At 44.5% G+C, this 19,768-nt stretch carries 18 protein-coding genes; 8 read left to right on the forward strand and 10 right to left on the reverse strand.

Translation table 11 applies throughout. From position 1 onward, the window contains the following. Positions 1-128 precede the first annotated feature (128 nt). From N746_RS0106560 to N746_RS0106575, 4 genes are read left to right on the forward strand one after another with little or no spacing between them, the layout of a single operon-like run. Positions 129-1,019 (forward strand): metal ABC transporter solute-binding protein, Zn/Mn family, encoded by an 891-nt coding sequence (locus tag N746_RS0106560; protein ID WP_029935036.1) that lies wholly within the window; start codon positions 129-131, stop codon positions 1,017-1,019. Next, entirely contained in the window at positions 1,016-1,771 is a 756-nt protein-coding gene (locus N746_RS0106565) for a metal ABC transporter ATP-binding protein (RefSeq protein ID WP_029935043.1), read from the forward strand. The genes N746_RS0106560 and N746_RS0106565 overlap by 4 nt, the downstream gene beginning before the upstream one ends. Beyond that, positions 1,771-2,619, forward strand: a complete 849-nt coding sequence (locus tag N746_RS0106570) for a metal ABC transporter permease (RefSeq protein ID WP_051678561.1) — start codon at positions 1,771-1,773, stop codon at positions 2,617-2,619. Before N746_RS0106565 ends, N746_RS0106570 begins: the two co-directional genes overlap by 1 nt. Further along, positions 2,612-3,481 (forward strand): metal ABC transporter permease, encoded by an 870-nt coding sequence (locus N746_RS0106575; protein ID WP_038125914.1) that lies wholly within the window; start codon positions 2,612-2,614, stop codon positions 3,479-3,481. Before N746_RS0106570 ends, N746_RS0106575 begins: the two co-directional genes overlap by 8 nt. A gap of 46 nt (positions 3,482-3,527) precedes the next feature. On the opposite strand, the gene N746_RS0106580 is transcribed toward N746_RS0106575, so the two are convergent. Continuing rightward, positions 3,528-5,441, reverse strand: coding sequence for a hypothetical protein (locus N746_RS0106580; RefSeq protein ID WP_029935049.1), 1,914 nt, complete (start codon positions 5,439-5,441; stop codon positions 3,528-3,530). A gap of 80 nt (positions 5,442-5,521) precedes the next feature. Beyond that, positions 5,522-5,770, reverse strand: coding sequence for a hypothetical protein (locus N746_RS0106585; RefSeq protein WP_029935051.1), 249 nt, complete (start codon positions 5,768-5,770; stop codon positions 5,522-5,524). A 62-nt stretch (positions 5,771-5,832) separates the two neighbouring features. Here N746_RS0106585 and N746_RS0106590 point away from each other — a divergent pair, with 62 nt between their 5' ends. The 4 genes from N746_RS0106590 to N746_RS0106605 all read left to right on the forward strand — a co-directional run bounded on the left by N746_RS0106590 (position 5,833) and on the right by N746_RS0106605 (position 8,710). Further along, positions 5,833-6,603: a hypothetical protein gene (locus N746_RS0106590; protein WP_029935053.1), complete on the forward strand. Its 771-nt coding sequence runs from the start codon at positions 5,833-5,835 to the stop codon at positions 6,601-6,603. 245 nt (positions 6,604-6,848) lie between these two features. Continuing rightward, entirely contained in the window at positions 6,849-7,436 is a 588-nt protein-coding gene (locus N746_RS0106595; protein ID WP_029935055.1) for an RNA polymerase sigma factor, read from the forward strand. Further along, positions 7,433-8,119: a hypothetical protein gene (locus N746_RS0106600; protein ID WP_029935057.1), complete on the forward strand. Its 687-nt coding sequence runs from the start codon at positions 7,433-7,435 to the stop codon at positions 8,117-8,119. The genes N746_RS0106595 and N746_RS0106600 overlap by 4 nt, the downstream gene beginning before the upstream one ends. A gap of 141 nt (positions 8,120-8,260) precedes the next feature. Next, complete coding sequence (locus N746_RS0106605) at positions 8,261-8,710, forward strand: DsrE family protein (protein WP_029935059.1); 450 nt, start codon at positions 8,261-8,263, stop codon at positions 8,708-8,710. A gap of 112 nt (positions 8,711-8,822) precedes the next feature. Here the strand turns inward: N746_RS0106605 and N746_RS0106610 are convergent, their stop codons facing one another. From N746_RS0106610 to prfB, 8 genes are all read right to left on the reverse strand, one after another. After that, complete coding sequence (locus N746_RS0106610; protein WP_029935061.1) at positions 8,823-9,125, reverse strand: DUF3240 family protein; 303 nt, start codon at positions 9,123-9,125, stop codon at positions 8,823-8,825. Next, positions 9,118-12,216, reverse strand: coding sequence for an efflux RND transporter permease subunit (locus tag N746_RS0106615; protein WP_029935063.1), 3,099 nt, complete (start codon positions 12,214-12,216; stop codon positions 9,118-9,120). The genes N746_RS0106610 and N746_RS0106615 overlap by 8 nt, the downstream gene beginning before the upstream one ends. A 2-nt stretch (positions 12,217-12,218) precedes the next feature. Further along, positions 12,219-13,328: an efflux RND transporter periplasmic adaptor subunit gene (locus N746_RS0106620; RefSeq protein ID WP_029935069.1), complete on the reverse strand. Its 1,110-nt coding sequence runs from the start codon at positions 13,326-13,328 to the stop codon at positions 12,219-12,221. Continuing rightward, positions 13,325-14,500: a TolC family protein gene (locus tag N746_RS0106625; protein WP_029935071.1), complete on the reverse strand. Its 1,176-nt coding sequence runs from the start codon at positions 14,498-14,500 to the stop codon at positions 13,325-13,327. The genes N746_RS0106620 and N746_RS0106625 overlap by 4 nt, the downstream gene beginning before the upstream one ends. Positions 14,501-14,660: 160 nt before the next feature. Next, a complete protein-coding gene (locus tag N746_RS0106630) occupies positions 14,661-15,992 on the reverse strand; it encodes a sensor histidine kinase (protein ID WP_029935073.1) in 1,332 nt (443 codons plus the stop codon). Next, a complete protein-coding gene (locus N746_RS0106635; protein WP_029935079.1) occupies positions 15,989-16,660 on the reverse strand; it encodes a response regulator transcription factor in 672 nt (223 codons plus the stop codon). The genes N746_RS0106630 and N746_RS0106635 overlap by 4 nt, the downstream gene beginning before the upstream one ends. Positions 16,661-16,984: 324 nt before the next feature. After that, on the reverse strand, positions 16,985-18,496 hold the full coding sequence (gene lysS / locus N746_RS0106640) for a lysine--tRNA ligase (RefSeq protein ID WP_029935080.1): 1,512 nt from the start codon (positions 18,494-18,496) through the stop codon (positions 16,985-16,987). Positions 18,497-18,546: 50 nt separating this feature from the next. After that, a protein-coding gene (gene prfB, locus N746_RS0106645) for a peptide chain release factor 2 (protein WP_156018286.1) occupies positions 18,547-19,642 on the reverse strand; the annotation gives its coding sequence in 2 pieces (ribosomal slippage) (positions 18,547-19,569 and positions 19,571-19,642; 1,095 coding nt in all). Positions 19,643-19,768 lie beyond the last annotated feature (126 nt).

The following is a 19,768-nucleotide window of genomic DNA, read 5'->3' on the forward strand; positions in this document are numbered from 1 at the left end:
AACTTAGAGTTCTTAACACAGAAAAATTATTTGCAACATGTTCATTATTTGCAAGCTAAGGGCTAGATTTTTAGTTAAGTTTAGCCTAGACTAAACTTTTGATTAGCACACCCAGAAAACGTGAATAGATGAAATATTTAATACAACTCACCGCCTTAACGCTCTCACTCAGCTTCACCTCTGCATTAATGGCGAAGCCTAACGTAGTGACTACCACCAATATTGTGCTGGATTTAGTCCAGCAAATTGGCGGTGACCAAATTGAAACCACCAGTTTAATGGGCGTAGGCATTGATCCGCATTATTACAAAGCCACCTTTGGCGACATGCGCAAACTCGCCCACGCCGACCTGGTGTTTTATAATGGTTTAGGTCTAGAAGGTCGCATGCAATCGGTTTTAGAGAATCTCGTCTCGCTAAAACCTGTGATTCCAGTGTCGAGTTTTCTAAATAAAGAAGACTTAATCCTTGAGGAAGGCATCGTCGATCCACACATTTGGTTAAATGTAACTCTCTGGATACAAGCTGCTAAAGGTGTGCAAGCCACCTTGACGGAACAATTACCTGAACAAGCCAATTATTTTTCGGCACGTACTGACGCCTATATCAAAGAATTAAATGACCTGCACGCCTGGATTGGCGAGAAAATCATGACCATTCCACAAAACCAACGTATCTTAATTACCGCACACGATGCATTTAACTACTATGGTGTGAGCTACGGCTTAGACGTAATGGGCCTACAAGGAATCAATACCACCGTAGAGTTTGGTTTGAATGATTTGCGTCTTCTCAAAGAGGTCATCAAACGACGTCAAGTTAAAGCTGTATTCATGGAACCAAGCGTGCCGAAACGCTCAATTGAGTCCTTAATTGCTGGCGTTAAAGCCGAAGGCGGTCAACTTAAGTTGGGTGGTGAACTGCTATCCGATACACTAGGGGATCGTAAACAGGGTACCGACACCTACATTGGTATGCTGCGCCACAATACGAATACGATTGTAAAGGCTTTGAAATGAACGCATTGACGACGCGAAACCTAAGCGCGGGTTATCAAACCAATAAGGTATTGAAAAATATCAGCTTAGACTTGCCCCGGTCTCAGGCCACCGCGATCATCGGTCCGAATGGGGCAGGAAAATCGACCTTATTAAAAGGCTTAATGAACCTGCTACCACACGTGTCAGGAGAAGTTGATTTTTTCGGCGAGCCACTCAAAAAACAATACCATAATATCGCTTACGTTCCACAGCGCGAAGAAGTTGACTGGGACTTTCCTATTTGCGTACTGGACGTGGTTTTAATGGGTCGGCATGGCCAGCTTAAGTTTTGGCAACGCCCAAACAAACAAGATCAAATTTTGGCGCAACAGAGTCTTGAGAAAGTCGGAATGCAAGCATTTGCCCAACGTCAAATCAGTCAATTATCCGGTGGCCAACAACAACGCGTATTTATTGCCCGCGCCCTCACCCAACAAGCCAAACTCTATTTAATGGATGAACCTTTTGCTGGTGTGGATATGGCCACTGAAAAAGCAATTGTCGCTCTATTTAGACAATTGAAAGCTAACAAACAAACCATAATATGCGTACATCACGACCTGAACACCCTGCAAGATTATTTTGATTGGGTAATTATGATAAACGCTGGCTTAGTGGCATACGGCCCAATAAAAGAAGTATTGACGCTCGACAATCTCAATAGAACTTACGACGGTCGTTTGCCGATCTTACAAAACCTAGGCCTCGCTACACCCAAAGGTTCAAACTAATGCTGGCTTTTTGGCAAGATGCTAACCTCGCTTGGGTATTAACTGGCACGCTATTGCTCGGCGTAAGTGCCGCGGTGGTCGGCGGTTTTGCGGTTTTGCGACAACGCGCCTTAATTGGTGATGTTTTGGCGCATGCCGCTCTGCCGGGAATTATGATGGGGTTTATTTTATTTGAAAGCAAGGCACCAGGCCTGGTGCTGATCTCCGCTTTACTCAGTAGCCTGATCGCTTATTACTTAATTAGCTGGATCACACGCACGAGCAAAATTAAAGGGGATGCGGCCATGGCAATTGTTTTATCGCTGTTTTTCTCGATCGGCATGATGACTTTATCTTACATTCAAACACTCGACATTCCGAACAAAGCTGGATTAGACCGCTTACTTTTTGGTCAAGCCGCGGCGATCACACAGCATGACGTAGTTTGGTTAAGCTGGGTGGCCATTATTTCGCTTTGTTTTATTGCGGTGACCTTTCATAAATTACGCATCATGAGCTTTGATCCACAATTTGCACAAACCTTAGGTCTTAATTTAAAAGCTTACGAATTGAGTTTTGCATTAGTGCTGGTATTAACCGTGGTAATCGGCTTGCAAATTGTCGGCGTGGTATTAATGGCGGCGGCCTTGTTAATCCCGATTACAATTGCGCGTTTTTGGTCGCAATCTTTAAAAATGCTCTTAATCATCGCGGCGATTATGAGTGTGATTAGTGCTGGCATCAGCACTCAGATTTCATTAATGGTTCCGCACATGCCCACTGGTCCTTGGATCGTGTTAATTCTCGGCCTATTATTTGGTTTATCTTGGTTAATAACCCCTTGGATTCGAGGTCAACGCCATGTATGAATTTTGGATTTTCATTACAGCCAGTTTAATTGCCACGTCCTGCGCATTAGTCGGAAGCTTGTTGATTTTACGCCGCATGTCGATGCTGGGTGATGCCATTAGCCATTCGGTACTATTGGGTATTGTGTTGGTCTATCTCTTATTTGGCCAAACCAATATACTTTGGATGTTAAGCGGCGCGGTGTTGGTTGGCCTTTTAACCGCTTGGTTAAGCGAATGGATTCATCAAAAAGCAGCGGTACCAAAAGATGCGAGTTTGGGACTGGTTTTCACCTGGTTATTTGCTTTAGCCATCGTTTTAATCGCTGTGTACGCGGACAATGTCCATTTAGACCATGACCATGTACTTTTTGGCGAGATGGCCTTTATTCCTTTTAACACTCTGCACGCTTTTGACATCAACTGGGGCCCCAAAGCCTTTTGGTTATCGCTGAGCGTATTATTGATCAACCTAGTCGTCATCGGGATGGCGTTTGAACGCTTTAAACTCAGTAGCTTTCATCCATTATTGGCCAGCACATTAGGTATAAGTGCGGCTTTCTGGCATTACGTTTTAATGAGTTTAGTTTCCATTACAGCCGTCGCCTCTTTTGATGCCGTCGGTTCGATTTTAGTGGTGGCCCTACTCGTTATTCCAGCCAGCACGGCTTATTTGTTTGCCACCAGCTTAGCTAAAATGTTGCTTTATTCGGTACTTTTAGCACAAGCGGCCGTGCTGATAGGTCTGGGTTTAGCCGCTTGGCTTGATAGCGCCATATCCGCATCAATGGGTGTCGCGGCTGGGATAATACTACTGATTAGCTTGCTAATTAAGAGAATACAACAAGCTCGATACACGAGTCGTTTGGCGACTCAATCATGATTGTTATAACTCATTTCGCACCGAGCTTTGGGACCACTTTTTTTACTTAAAACACTAGGCTCAAGTTGGCATAAAGACCATGCCAAATATCTAAGCGACTAAACTCAATCGCCACTTCATCCGGTTTTAATGTGTTTTTTGAGTTATCACTTTGACCCGCCCCCATATAACCGGCTTTTAAACGATAGCCTGTTGTCAGCGAATAGCCTACTCCTCGCCAATGTTTAAATTTTCGTTGATGAACATAACCTAGATCTAGCTTACCATCCAAACCGAACGCACTGGATGAAGTCAATTTTTTGCCCTCATCCCTGAGTTCGGCTTTGAGTTGATTCGATACATCTACATCCACATAACCAATACCTACCAGCCAGTCGAAGTAGAGTTGACTATAGTCATTTTCATAACGTCGAACATAATCAAGTTCGTCATAACCATAGACTAAGCCATATTTACTCAACTTTGTTTCTGGGTCGTAACCAACATATCTTATCTGCTTGGAACTGTCCGAAAAGCCCAGCATACCGGGCATTCGATAAGCCTCATAAACCAACCCCCAATAACGCCCACGCTCCCCAAGCACTAGCGCTGAATACTGGTCGAAACGGGTTTTAAACGCCACATTTTGTGCACTGGTTAATTGCGTAACTCCCAGCACATCTTTCACCGATAAGTTTGCCACACCGCCTAGACTTGATTGGGCCACCTTTAAGCGTAAAGAAGACTGGGGATTAAACAAACCATTAAAGTCTAAAACCGCGTTAAACATGCGAGACACTTGCTTGGTTTGCCCGCCTTTTTCTTCCGCCTCGTTTTGACCATAAATAATGGCAAGTTGCTTATTACCCAACTTTCCTTGCAACCAAACATTTTTATAAAGTGAGTTGGATAAGTCATAATCTGTAGATGCGTAAGTAGTAGAGTCTTGTTTTACATCTGCATTAGCCGTCCAAAATAAAGATGCAACGCCCATTCCAAGCATGAGTTCTAAAGTCTTTTCTTCTTCAAAACCAGCCGTATGCGTAGGTGTTGTTTGTGTTAATTCATCTTCATTTAATGCCAATGGAAGCATAAAGTAAGCGTATTCGCTTTTTGATGAATTGACAGCAGAAATCAGCAACTCATCTTTAACTTGATAAATACTGGGATCAAAACCGATATTTTCCAGCTCAGAGTTAAATAGCCAGCCACTCACTGTTTTTTCACTAGTCAAGTCGGCGCGCCCATAGACCAAACCTTTGTTGTAACTATTAACGTACTTATAAGCCGCAAAATGTAATTGATTTCCAGCTGGGTAGACACTTAGCACCCCTTTACGATCACCTTTACGACTTAGCTGCTCATCCGTTGCCAGCCAGTTTTGCAAATCACTTAGATGAATAAAACCACCAGTATCAACACCGACCAATGCCAGCTGACCCTCAGGGTTTGCGCCGAACTCTGCGTACTTCAAACCCGCCGGGATGGTTCGTTGTTCTATCTGACCATCTAGATACAGCCCACTCGGACTCACCGCTACCACCTGGCCTTCAAGATTCACTGTGGTAGCCAAACTCCCACTAACCTCATTATCAAGCTGGCGAGTTAGACCTTCATTATCCATAACATAATAACGAATCTGGGTTTTATCACCTGAACGGTAGGATTCGGAAAAATATAAGTACGCTCGATCTGTATAGCGGCCTTGAGCCTTCGCACTCAACGTCGAATTGCGACTAAATCTTTTAAGTACGTCACCCTCTTCATTTTGGATAATCGGCCAACATATCGCTTGTTTTGAACAGACTCGATCAATAGAAACAATGGGAGCCGATATACTATCTAAAAATTGATTATATGAGCGGCTTCCCACATGCTTCTTTACCAATGTATATTCACCGGCTAAAAGTAAGGGGGTGTCGTTAGCTTGCGCTGTAACAAAATAAAAGGTCACCAACAAAAAATAAAAAAAAGGCTTCATCTATAATTCCGACGGGTGTGTATCAATACGATAGAAATTAGTCTTTGATAAAATTAAGGATCATATGTTCAAGCCAAATTTTAGTCGGCCATCAAAGCTTGCACGACCTCAGCATCTGGGAAAGCAAACCCATACATTACGGCAAATAACAATAAAAACACGGTTCGCGTGGGTCCACTAAAGCGAATCATTGGATGCGATAAAATAATAAATCCCAAGCTACTAACGACCGACCCCCAGGCAAGTAAGGTCAAAGCTAAAAACAAGCCCACTGCGCCCAAACCCATTGCATAGTAATGCCAAGTAAACGGGATACGTTCCTTCTCCATTGCGTCTCCTTCCAATCCTTATTAAACTAATCGACTATTGTAGATCATTCGGAGTTTTTCACATGAATAAAAGTGTCGTTGTCGTCGGTTTGGGCGAATTAGGAAGCGTATTTGCACGCGGTTGTTTAAAATTAGGCTACAGCGTAACCCCGGTGACACGGCATAATTCAATGGCTGAAATGGTTAATCAAGTCAACCCTGAAGCCGTGATTATGGCGGTCGGCGAAGCCGATATTCATACCCTATTAGGAGAAGTGCCAGACGCTTGGCAAGACCGGTTAGTGCTGATTCAAAACGAGCTTTTACCACGCGATTGGCAAGCACATTCGATTGAAAACCCGACTGTTATTTCTGTTTGGTTTGAGAAAAAGAAAGGCATGGACAGTAAGGTGGTGATGCCCTCACCTATTTATGGTCCAAAAGCGCGCTTGGTATTCGATGCTTTAGCCCAACTTGACTTGCCTAGCTATATCGTAGATTCAACCGATGAGCTCGAATACGAGCTGGTGCGTAAAAACCTTTATATTCTCACCACCAATATCGCTGGTTTAGAAGTCGGTGGGAATGTACAACAGCTCGAAACCCAGCATCCCGATTTGATGCAAGCGGTCGCCAATGATGTATTGGATATTCAAGACTGGCTAACCCATCAAAAACAAGACCGTAAACGTTTAATGCAAGGATTGACTGAAGCATTTGCCGGCGACCCTGAGCACAAATGTATGGGCCGTTCTGCTCCAGCGCGCTTAGCTCGAGCGTTAGGTTTTGCTAGCGAAGCTGGTATTAAAGCTGAACAATTAAATGCCCTAGCCAAAGCCCATTTAAATGAATAGATCGTCAGTTGATTAACACTTTACGCAAAGCACCAGGCCTGGTGCTTTAGATATTGCCCACTCAAACTAAACTCATCTTTTATGACATGAATTCAAAACTGATTATCTATTTTATTTATCTATTAATACATTCCATAATAAAACTTATACCATTTTAATCTTATATATTGAAAATCTAATAAGCTTGAAAAGCCTAATAAATAGGAGTTAAATCATCAGCCAAATTCATAAAATGGTTAGCAATCATGAAAGTCATAAAAACCATAAAACGTTGGGTCAATCCTAATCAGCAGTCCCAGCAGTTTAATGAGCGGCTACATAGTAACTATACAAACCTATATCGTTTGGCTTATTCCTGGGCACAACAAAAACCTTTAGCACAAGATTTAGTACAAGAAACCATGCTCAAGGCCATCGAAAAAAACTATCAACTCAAACAGCTTAATGAGATGACACCCTGGTTATGCAAAATCATGCACAACCTCTATATCGATAAATTGCGCTATGACCACAAATGGTTATTTGTTGAAGAAACCGAAATCGACAATCAAATTGCCAGCCCCTCTTCTGAAGATAGTTTTATTGAAGAACAAACCCACTTCAATATTCATCAAGCCATCGGCCAGTTAAGTGCTGGACAACGCGAAATCATTACCTTAGTGGATCTGCAAGGATTGAGCTATCAACAAACTTCTGAAATACTAGACATACCTGTTGGTACGGTTATGTCGCGCCTGTCACGTGCGCGAAACCAGCTAAAGGTTTTATTAAAGCCCGAACAGAAAGACAGCTCAAAAAAAGACAATGTGGTCTACTTGGAGGCCCAAAAATGAACAATCCTTTTTCGCACTATAAAATTCATGCCTATATTGATGGTGAATTATCCGCTGATGAAATGGCGACATTAGAACAACAACTCTCGACCAATCCAGCCTTAAAAGCCGAGCTATGTGAACTCACGCACAACAAACGTAAACTGCATCAATACTACAGCCATATTACCCCACCCAAGTCTTCTATGCCTCGGTTATCGACCCTCAATCAATATGGTCGATTAGCGGCCTCGATTTTATTGGGGGCTTTTCTTGGCACGGCCTCACTCTACAGTTATCAGAACCTGAATTCAGCCGAGATGAATGTCGTGCAAACTGAATCTTCAGTTCCAGTTGAATCCAATTTTGTAGTGCACCTGGATACTAACCAACCTGATAAATTGGCGGCTACTTTAGAAAAAGCGCGTTATCTATTGGATACCAGCCCCACAACAAAAGTCGAAATCATTACAAATCATGAAGGCATACAACTATTTGATGCGTCGCAAGCCACCTCTAAACAAATTATGCAATTACTCACTCAGTACGATAATTTGCATTTAATGGCCTGTCAGCGCACGGTTGAGCGCTTAGAAAAACAAGGTGAGGCATTTGAACTTCTGCAAAAAGTTCGCGCCGACTCGCCAGCCGTGGATGAAGTGGTGGCTAAAATGAAGCAAGGCTGGACCTATATTAAAATTTAATAATATAGCTATATATTTTTAATTAATAGACTGATAAAAAACGAAGATGGAATAAAAATGGAATAATCGCGTTATTTATATGAGAAGCAAAGAAACATTAGTTTCTAAAAATAATTAAATATAAATAATGAGGTTATTCAAATGAAAACATTACAAACCATTTTCTCTATCACATTGGCTAGCTTATTGGCTTTAACATCAACCCAAACTTTAGCGGTTGACAGCAAATACAACGAACAAAAAGTGGTCTACCATATCAATTATGATGATGTAAAAAGACAAGGCGGTTCGCTTCGAAACATCCAAAACCATATTAATAGTGTCGGCGCAGATAGAATTGATGCCAAAGTCGTCATGCACGGTAATGGGCTAGAATTATTAAGACACGCAAAAACCAATCAAGGCATGCAAGCAAGTATCGATAACTTAAAATCTCAAGGGGTAGATTTCAGTGTCTGCGCAAATACCTTGAGAGGCAAAAATATCTCTTTAGATGAGCTTTATGATGCTAAAGAAAGCGATATCGTCCCCGCTGGTGTGGCTGAAATTGCACATTTACAACAGCAAGGTTATGTTTACATCAGACCATAACAGACTGATTAAATCAGCAAATCATTTATCCTTTAGATCTTTTTACAAGCAAGTTTTTACCGCATGATTCAATCAATCATGCGGTTTTTTTATGTCTAACCACCAGGCCTGGTTATATGATGCCTTGTTGTATGATGGGCACCACCTGATAATGCAAACTGGCCTTAGTCAGAGTTTTACGTAAAAACGCCAACAAAGGTTCAAGCTCAGCCTCTTCAATGACAATCATATAAAAGAGCGTATCTTGATATCCCATAACCTGTTCACTTGCACTCAACGCTTGTGTGTCTAGATGGTAATCTCGTATCAAGCTAGTGCTAAACACCAGCTCAGGTTCATAACACAATAAGGCATCAGTGAGCTCGGTTGCACGTGCTTGACGCGCATGTATTTGTAGTTGAATCCGCTTAGTCATGGTTTCCTCTTGGCAACAATTTAGGTGCAAAACGGTGATATAAAATCGGCAGCACCAACAAGGTTAAAAGCGTCGAAGTGAACAAGCCGCCGATGACCACAATCGCGAGCGGACGTTGTATTTCAGAACCTGGGCCAGTCGCAAACACTAATGGTACCAAACCTAACGCAGCGATACTGGCCGTCATCATCACGGGTCTCAAACGGCGCATCGCGCCCTCAATTACCACCTCGTGAATACTCAAACCTTTTGCCCAAAGTTGATTGAAATAAGACACCATCACCACGCCATTTAACACCGCGATACCCAGCAAAGCGATAAACCCGACAGAAGCTGGAACCGATAAATACTCACCCGTTAGCCAAAGTGCGCCTATGCCGCCAATTAAGGCTAATGGGATATTAGTTAATACCATCGCCGCCAAGCCCGTCGAGCGGAAGGTAATAAACAGCAGTAAGAAAATAAAGCCCAGCGATATTGGCACGACCAAAGCTAAACGTTTCGCCGCGCGCTGTTGATTCTCAAACTGACCACCCCAGGAAAAATAGTAACCGGCTGGCATATCTAAATCACTAACCGCGACTTTCGCCTCTTCAACGAAACCAACCAAATCTCGACCCGTAACGTTAGCCACCACAATCGAAAAACGTTGGCCTTGTTCACGCTGTACCGAAACCGGGCCGACGACCCACTCAACTTTAGCCAATTGGCTTAAAGGCATGGATTGTCCGTTCGGTAGCACAACTGGCTGTTGTAAAAAGACTTCAGGCGCAGACCTTATGCTTGCGTCAGCTCGTACCAGAAGCGGCATAGCCCTTGAGCCTTCATATACCACGCCAATTTTCTCACCTTCTAGTTGCGTGCTCATCACACGAGATACCTGCTCAACACTCAGACCCAGTTGCGCTAGCATTTTTGGATCGTAGCTTATTTGTAGATATTTGGCCCCGTCATTAACTGGGGTAAACACGTCCTGCGCCCCTTCGATTTTTTCAACCTTGGTCACCACCTGTTGGGCAATCCGATTTAACGCATCTGGGTCATCCCCGAATATTTTAATCGCTAAATCGCCACGTGCGCCGGTCAACATTTCATCTACCCGCATCTGTATCGGTTGGGTAAAGTTATAGTTCACCCCAGGAAACTGCTCCACGACCTGACGTATCGCATCTTCTAGTTCCGCTTTGGTCTCCATTCGCCACTCATCACGCGGTTTAAGTACCAAGAAACTGTCTGTGTCATTCAAGTTCATGGGATCCATACCCAACTCATCTGAACCGGCACGTGCCACAATACGCTTAACTTCCGGCACCTGTTGCAAAATGGCTTTTTGAACCTGTTGATCAATATAGAGAGAACTTTCAAGATCAATCGCTGGAATCTTTTCCAATTGCAACAAAATATCGCCTTCATCCATCGTTGGCATAAAGGTTTTACCGACTTGAGTATAAACTACACCAGCACCAAGTAATGCCACTAAAGCCACCGCTAAAACGCCTTTGTCATGAGTTAAGGCCCAATTTAAAGTGGGGCGATACACAGCGGTGAGTTTACGCACTAACCAAGGTTCTTTATGCGACACTTCGCCCAACAAGAAAGAAGCGAGCAATGGGATAACTGTCAAAGACAATATCAATGAACTACCCAATGCAAACACAATGGTCAAGGCCACTGGCTTAAACAACTTGCCTTCCAAACCTTCAAGCGTCAATAAAGGCACGAAAACCAGCATAATAATTAAAATCCCGGTGATCACCGGCACACTGACTTCCTGCACCGCTCGGTAAATAACGTGCAACTTAGGCAAACGTGACTGAGCATGCGCTTGACGAATAACAATATTCTCAACTACCACCACGGCGGCATCGACCAACATACCAATGGCAATAGCCAAGCCTCCTAACGACATGAGGTTCGCCGACAAGCCATAGGTTTTCATGAGTATAAAGGTCATCAAAGCGGCTAAAGGCAACACTAACGCAACCGTCAAGGCCGCACGCAGGTTTCCTAAAAACACAACTAATAGGATCAATACCAATACCACCGCCTCAAACAAGGCTTTCGCCACGGTATTAACCGCACGTTCAACTAGATCTCCTCGATTGTAGAAAACATCCAAACTCAGACCATCCGGTAAAGCGGGCTGTAATTGTTCAATTGCGGCTTCCACCCCTTCGACTACTTTACGTGCATTCGCGCCACGTAAACTCATCACCAAGCCTTGCACCACTTCGCCTTCACCGTTTTCGGTTACGCCGCCGTAACGTGTTAAGCCTTCAAAGCGCAAATCAGCAATATCTGACATCATTACTGATCGACTTAACTCACCCTGTTCATCTAACTCAGCCCCTTTAACAACTAAATTGCCTAAGTCATCTAACGTTTGGATGCGCCCTTGCGAGCGAACCAATAAGACTTCTTCACCTTGACTCACTCGGCCAGCACCATCATTAAGATTGTTGCGTTCCACGACTTCGAGCAAGTGTTCCAAACTCACTTGATGCGTTTTCATCGCTTGCCAATCAGGCACAATAGTATAAGCGCGCACTTCACCGCCCAACGCATTCACATCTGCCACACCAGGTACCGCGCGCAAGGCTGGACGAATCACCCAATCCAATAACTCGCGTTTCTCAGCGTTCGTTTGGCTGTCACCACTCAAGGTGAACATAAACATATCACCCAATGGCGTGGTTAAAGGCGCTAAACCGCCGTCTATCCCGGCCGGCAAATCCGCCCAAATATTGCCTAACCGCTCCGATACCTGTTGGCGGGCCCAGTAAATATCCGTGCCCTCTTTAAAATCAATGGTGATATCGGTTATTGCGTACTTAGACATAGAGCGCAATACTTTTTGATTGGGAATGCCCAGCATTTCCAACTCGATTCTTGAGGTAATACGAGCCTCAACCTCTTCCGGCGTCATGCCCGGTGCTTTGATAATGATTTTCACCTGAGTAGTAGAAACGTCGGGAAATGCGTCAATCGGTGTAGTTTTAAATGCCATCCAGCCGCCGGCGATTAATACCACCGTCAACAGCGCCATGAGAATACGCTGAGTAAGCGCTAATTGGATCAAACGATTCAACATCACTACTCGCCTCCTTCCAGTATGGCTTTCAGTGCGGCGGTACCTTTACTGACGACTTGTGTGCCCAACCACTTGTCGGCCCCTTCAATACGAACCGTAGCACGCTGATCATCACGATATAGCAAGTCTGCAGTTAAAGCTTGCAACTGCTGGTTTTGCTTAAAAAACAACCAGGCCTGCTCATCTAAGTGAATTAAAGCCTTCGCGGGCACTGACATCAAATCCTTACTCGGATAAATAAACTGCGCCTTTAAACTTTGGCCTGGGCGTAAATTCTTCAACTTCTGCGGCAAAGCCACCACGACCTTAACACTTTGCATTAATGGCTCAACGCGACCATCAATGATTATAATTTCACCCTGTGCATCCAAACCCTGCAACGCCACAGCCTGACCGACTGACAAGCTTTGCGCTTGGTTTAAGCTGACTTTTAAGTTTAACCAAAGTGGCGAGGTTTGCTCCCATTGTAAAATTGGCTGATTTTCAGTGACACGTTCGCCAGAGCTTGCCAAAATCTTTACCACCAGGCCTGGTGCCGATGCGCTCAAATTCAATCTTGGACTTTGCAGCTTTCGAGTCTGCTTCAAGGCTTGTAAAGCTTGAGAACTCATACCCATTAATGCCAGGTTTTGCCAAACTTCATCCAATTTACGACTGAGGTTCGCAACTTCGGCGCGCGAAGCCTGTAAACGCTTTTGTGCCACCACACCGCTGTCGGCTAACTCTTCATCACGCGCTAGGTTTTGTTTCGCCAAATCAAGATCTGACAAGACCGCCAACGCTTCACGTTGTAAGGTCAAACTCCGAGGACTGTCGATTTGAGCTAAAACCTGACCTGGCTCAATCCGTGCACCCTCGGTTAAATTCTGCAGATGCAGCAAGCCGCCCGAACCCGCGCTCATAATATGGCTCTGCCCACTAGGTACTGATACTAATCCGTTCCAAGTTGACGATACATAATTCGATACAGATTTGACCTCTGAAAACTGGAGTCCGAACGCCTGCTGTTGTGATTCGGTCAAAGCCAAATCTTGTGTTTGCGCACCGACTAAACTTGACCAACTCAGGGTGGCGGTCATAAAAACTGAAACAAATAATGCGGACTTTTTCATTGTGGAACTACTCCTAAAGCCTGATTGAAACGGGCAATTTGATACTGAACATCTAGGCTTGACAATACCGCCTGACGCTCATCAAAAAGGGTTTGCTGCTGAACTCGCAGCAACTCGGTTAAATTGGTCTCCCCACTCTGATAAGACTGGCGTGCCATCACTAAGGTCTGTCGACTCATTTCGACTTGTTTTTGTGCTAAACCATTTTGTTGACGTGCAAGCTTTAAATTATTATCTGCACTCAACCAGGCCTGGTGGATTTGACGTTTAAGAGTCGCAAGCGCAACTTGTTGTTCTGTTTGGTTTTGCAAACTATCCGCTAATGCCACACGGTTCCCCTCTCCAAAAGGCATGCTAAACGCTAACACTAAAGCGCCATTCGCTTGCGTTTGATCGTCCTGTTCTTGCTTAGCTGTTAATTCGATCGAAGGTTGGCCAGACACTTCGCTCTCGGCGATACGACGTTTCGCCTGCGCTTGTTGCGCAAGATTGCGTTGCCAAATCAAGGCGGGATGATTTTGCCAATCCTCTTTAGCCTGCGGCTCAGTTAACGCCTCAATTTCACTATCCACACCCCAGCTTTGCAACAAAGCCTGCGCCTGATTAAATTTCGCTTGCGTCTGGGCTAAATTAGCCTCTGATCGCAACAAAGCCTGCTCAGCTAGTTTCTGATCTAGCTGCGGCTTTTCACCGGCTCTAACCGCTTTGCTGACACCTTCAGTCAATTGTTGCCAAACCTGATGCTCACGCTGAGCCATCTCAAGCTCCGCCTTAGATTGACGAAGGTTCCAAGCGGCCTCACGCAAAACTTCTGCCATATCAAGCTTTAATAAACTCTGTGACAATTCCGAATTCTGCTGACTAAACTGGGCATAATCCTGTTGGGCTTGGCGCTGCCCCCAAGCCCATAATGAAAAACCAACCCCGACTTCCCAATTCTGAATACCCTGCGAACCTGTCATTTGATCCGTTTCATGCGCAACACGCCATTGACCGCCTTGAGGAAACCAACGTTTTGCTTGTTGTGTTTGTGCTTGCGCCCAAGCTTGCTGAGCTTCCATTCGTAAAGCTTCGGGTTGATTTTGGGCTAAACGCTCAACCCATTCACCTAAACTGGCGGCCTGCGCCGAGCTTAATAACATTAACGTGATAAAAACAAATAGCTGTGGCATATCGATACCCCGGTTTATTACCTAATTTGTATACTCTAAGCTATAAAACTGAAATGAAACTGAAAAGGAAGCAGAAATAGCTGAGAAACACTAACCACCAAGCCTGGTGGTTAAAATTATCTTTAGATTAAGGCAATATTTTATAGCGACTCGCGCTTATTTATGAGTTCTTTATCAACTGCGGTAGTTGAACCTTGACTTTCAAACCACCTAAATAGCTGGGCTCTATTTGCCATTGACCTTGATAGATCTGAACAATTTCTTCAACAATTGATAAACCAAGTCCATATCCGGGCTGAGTTTCATCCAAACGTTGACCGCGTTGTTTGAGGCGCTGTAAACCCTCATGTTCGACACCCTTCCCATCATCTTCGATCATTACCACCAAACCATTCTGTTGACTGGTTATGTGGATACTTACGTGTTGACAACACCACTTGCTGGCGTTATCAATTAAATTGCCCAAGAGTTCAAACCCATCTTCTCGATCAATCAAAAAAGGAACTTGTAGATTGATTTGCACATTGTAATGGATGTCTTTTTCTCGATATAACTTTTGAAAACCTTCTATCAAATCTTGCAGGTCTTGCTGAAAATCGAAGGTTTGCGCATGCAGTTCGCCACCGGCCAAACGTGCTTTCTTTAGCTCGCGATCTATCAGTTGATTGATTCTCTGAGCCTGTTCGCTCATGCTCTGTCTCAGTTCAGCAGGCAAGCGGCTCGACTCTAATTGTTGATAAATTAAGTTCAAAGGGGTTTTTAAACTGTGAGCCAAGTTGCCGGTACGCTGTCGCGATCGAGCCAAACGTTCATGCAACTGCGCCAAGGTCTTGTTTAGGCTGTTGACCAAAGGTTCAATTTCGGAAGGCACCTGTATATCTTTTGGAACCCCTAAATGCGGCGCGGTTTCTAGTGCTTGACGCATGGGTTGCAAACCCGAAAAGCCACGTTTCAGAATGGTTTGCTGCCAAAACCAAATGGCCGCCAACCCAGCCAATGATAATAAGGCAAATACCCAATCCAACAAGTGCACCATATCTTCGATTTGAGCATGATCTTCGGCTAACGCTAATTCAATGGGTTGATCGTTGATTGACCAACTCGACACGCGAACCATCACATGGTCGCTCATAGACCCCTGGGTTTCATAAACTTTCAGGCTTTCAGATCCAAGCGATTTGACATAAAACGGATGATCTTGCAAAGAGGGAGAACGAATAGGTTCGCCGCTTGGACGTTTGACAACAAAATAATGTCCGGATTCGGGATGCAGGAAAATCGGATCGACTTCCTCTAGGTTAATTTGGATACGTTGCTGTTCGTCCTGATATAGCGCTTTTTTGAGGTTCTCAGTATCGTGGTTCAGCCGCATGACAATATATTCTTCGGCCAAGTGGTGTACGCTATAGCTCATTACACCCCAGAACAAACCAAACAATGCAATCAACCCGAAAGATAGTGAGATACTCAGTTGGCTTTGTAGGGACTTCATCGCTCCTCCTCTGAGCAAAAACGGTAACCCAAACCGCGCTGAGTTTGAATTTGTGTCTTACCCACCATCTGGCGTAAGCGCCGAATATAGACCTCAACCAGATTCCCTTCTGACTCAGAATCTTGGTTGCCCAGACGCTCTAAAATTTGCTCTTTAGAAAATATTTGACCCGGTCTTTTCATTAACAGCCGCAATACACGAAATTCGTTAGCCGTCGGTTGAAAATGTCGACCATCGCGATGGCTCAATACTTTTGTGTCTAAATTGAGCTGCCATCCTGCTACTTGCAAGCTTTCGTCCAAAGGCTGTTGCCCACGGCGCAATGTCGCCTGAACTCTCGCCAATAACTCTTCGAAATGAAATGGTTTACCGAGATAGTCATCTGCTCCAACCCGTAAACCTTCAACTCGTTCCTGCCATGCATTGCGTGCTGTTAGAATAATGACGGGGGTCGTCAAATGCTGTTCGCGCCAAATTCGCAATACGTCCAAGCCAGGCCGTTTTGGCAAACCCAAATCAAGAATAACCAGGTCATAGTTAAACTCCGCCATTAAATATAACGCTTCCTCACCATCAAATGCCTGGTCAACCAAGTACCCTTGGGACTTTAACTGGCTCGCAAGGTGATTTTGCAATTCAACTTCGTCTTCAACAATCAATAAACGCATGTTTTATTCAATCTTAAGTGTGTGCGGAATGTAACTATTATAACCAGGCCTGGTATCTGCGATGGAATAAAGAAAAGTATCAAAAAGATTGCCAACTCACTTATTCATAATAAAAAAATAATAGGTCGAGATTGGTGAAACCTAAGCGACCACTAATATTAGCCTACAGAAAATGAGAAGATAACGCGTGGGGTTGTAAGGTCTAACAAGAACAAACTTGAGTTAATAAGACAAGGCTTGTGCCGAGACTGGCTAAACAAGGTTAGATCCTAAGGGATCTAACCTTGTAAGCTATAGCGACCACCAGGCCTGGTGGTTGTAGGATTAAACCTGGTGACGCATATGTGGGAACAGCAACACGTCTTTGATGCTGGCTGAATCCGTAAACAGCATTACCAAACGGTCAATACCAATACCCTGCCCGGCCGCCGGTGGCATACCGTGTTCTAATGCGGTGATAAAGTCGGCATCGTAATGCATGGCTTCATCGTCGCCTTCGTCTTTCGCGCGTACTTGTTCCATAAAACGTTCGGCTTGGTCTTCGGCATCGTTTAATTCTGAGAAACCATTGGCGAGTTCACGCCCGCCGATAAACAACTCAAAGCGGTCCGTCACAAACGGATTGTCATCTTTACGACGCGCCAACGGTGACACTTCGGCTGGATATTCGGTAATAAAGGTTGGGTCCATTAAACGATGCTCAACCGTTTCTTCGAAAATTTCCGTTTGAATTTTGCCCAAGCCATAACCCGGACGCACATCAATTTTCAGTTTTTCTGCCAACGCAATGCAGTATTCGATATCGTCTAAATCATCCGCCTTGACGCCTTCGTTAAACATCGCAATCGATTCTTTTAACGGAATACGCGCAAACGGTTTATCGAAATGGAATACTTGACCTTGATAAGGTACTTCACCACTTCCTAACGCTAAATGCGCCAGTTCTTTAAACATTTCTTCGGTGTAGTCCATCATGTCGTTATAGTCGGCATACGCCTCATAAAACTCAACCATCGTAAACTCGGGATTATGACGCGTAGACAAGCCTTCGTTGCGGAAGTTGCGGTTGATTTCAAACACCTTCTCAAACCCACCAACTAACAAACGTTTCAAATATAATTCTGGTGCGATACGCAAAAACAACGGCATATCTAGCGCATTGTGATGGGTCACGAACGGCTTAGCGGAGGCGCCCCCCGGGATGACCTGCATCATCGGTGTTTCGACTTCCATAAAGCCTTTACGCACAAAGAATTCGCGCATTGCGTGAATAATTTTTGAGCGCATTTCAAAGGTCTTGCGGCTTTGCTCGCTCATAATCAAATCTAAGTAACGCTGGCGATAACGCACTTCTTGATCTTGTAGACCATGAAACTTATCCGGTAAAGGACGCAGGGCTTTGGTAATCAGCTCAATCGATTCAACATGGATGGATAGCTCGTCCGTGTTGGTTTTAAATAAATAACCCGACACACCCACGATATCGCCTAAGTCCCACTTTTTGAACTGCTCGTTATAAAAGCCTTCTGGCAATTCATCACGCGTGACATACACCTGAATACGCCCGCTCATGTCTTGCAAAGTAGCAAAGCTGGCTTTGCCCATAATGCGGCGCAACATCATACGGCCGGCTAATTTAACGCGTACCGGCTCCATCGCCGCCAATTCTTCTTTCGTTTTATCAGCGTATTCGTTTTGCAAATCCATCGCCAATACATCACGACGGAAAGTGTTGGGATAAGCTTGACCGGTTTGACGCAAATTGTCTAACTTGGCGCGGCGCTCAGCGATAATTTTGTTCTCATCGACTTCTGGCGTAGGTGTTTGTTCTGACATTCGATTTTTCCCTAAATTTTAATTCTGCAATCAACCACCAGGCCTGGTGGTTATAAGCCCGCTTTTAAGCTGGCTTCAATAAACTGGTCTAACTCACCGTCTAACACGGCATTCGTGTTGCCGGTTTCGACATTGGTGCGTAAGTCTTTAATACGTCCGGAGTCCAATACATAAGAACGAATTTGACTACCCCAACCGATATCCGACTTGGAATCTTCCAAACTTTGTTTTTCTGCATTGCGGCTTTGCATCTCCAACTCATACAACTTAGCACGCAACTGTTTCATGGCTTCGGCCTTGTTCTGATGTTGCGAACGACCGTTTTGACACTGCACCACGGTATTAGTTGGGATATGCGTAATACGCACCGCCGACTCGGTTTTGTTGACGTGCTGACCACCCGCTCCACTGGCGCGATACACGTCAATTCGTAGATCAGCCGGATTAATGTCGATTTCGACATCATCATTGACTTCCGGCGAGATAAACACCGAGGCAAATGAGGTGTGACGACGGCTACCGGAGTCAAACGGTGATTTACGCACTAAACGATGCACGCCGGTTTCGGTGCGCATCCAACCATAAGCATAGTCGCCCACTACATGAATGGTCGCACCTTTAATGCCGGCTACTTCGCCATCGGATACTTCCAAGACTTCGGCTTTAAAGCCTTTCGATTCAATCCAACGTAAATACATACGCAATAACATACTCGCCCAATCCTGTGCTTCGGTTCCGCCCGAGCCGGATTGAATTTCCAAGTAACAATTATTTGGGTCCATCTCACCTGAGAACATGCGCTGAAATTCGAGCTCATCGAGCTTTTTGGTTAAGCTGTCGAGTTCGGTTTCGACTTCTTCGACCATGCCGACATCATCATCGGCCTCGGCCATTTCAAGCAGTTCTTTACAGGCCTCTAAGCCGCCCAACAGTTCATCCAGTGTGCCGACAATTTTTTCAAGTTGGACTTTTTCTTTGCCGAGGCTTTGCGCTTTTTCTGGGTTATCCCAGATTTTTGGGTCTTCTAATTCACGTGATACTTCAACTAAACGTTCGGATTTGGTTTCGTAGTCAAAGATACCCCCTCAGCACCTGGCTGCGGGCTTGATAATCGTCTATTCGGTTGTACAGTGGATTCAATTCCATTGCGCCTTAATCCCATTAAAATTAAACCGTGAATAATACCATTATTAGCCAAATTCTAGGAGCGTTTTTGAACAAGCCTCAAGCTTTCGTTCATTGCGCCGATATAGTTAAAGCACACAAACCACC

The organism is Thiomicrospira pelophila DSM 1534 (assembly GCF_000711195.1).
In the GTDB taxonomy this organism is placed as follows: domain Bacteria; phylum Pseudomonadota; class Gammaproteobacteria; order Thiomicrospirales; family Thiomicrospiraceae; genus Thiomicrospira; species Thiomicrospira pelophila.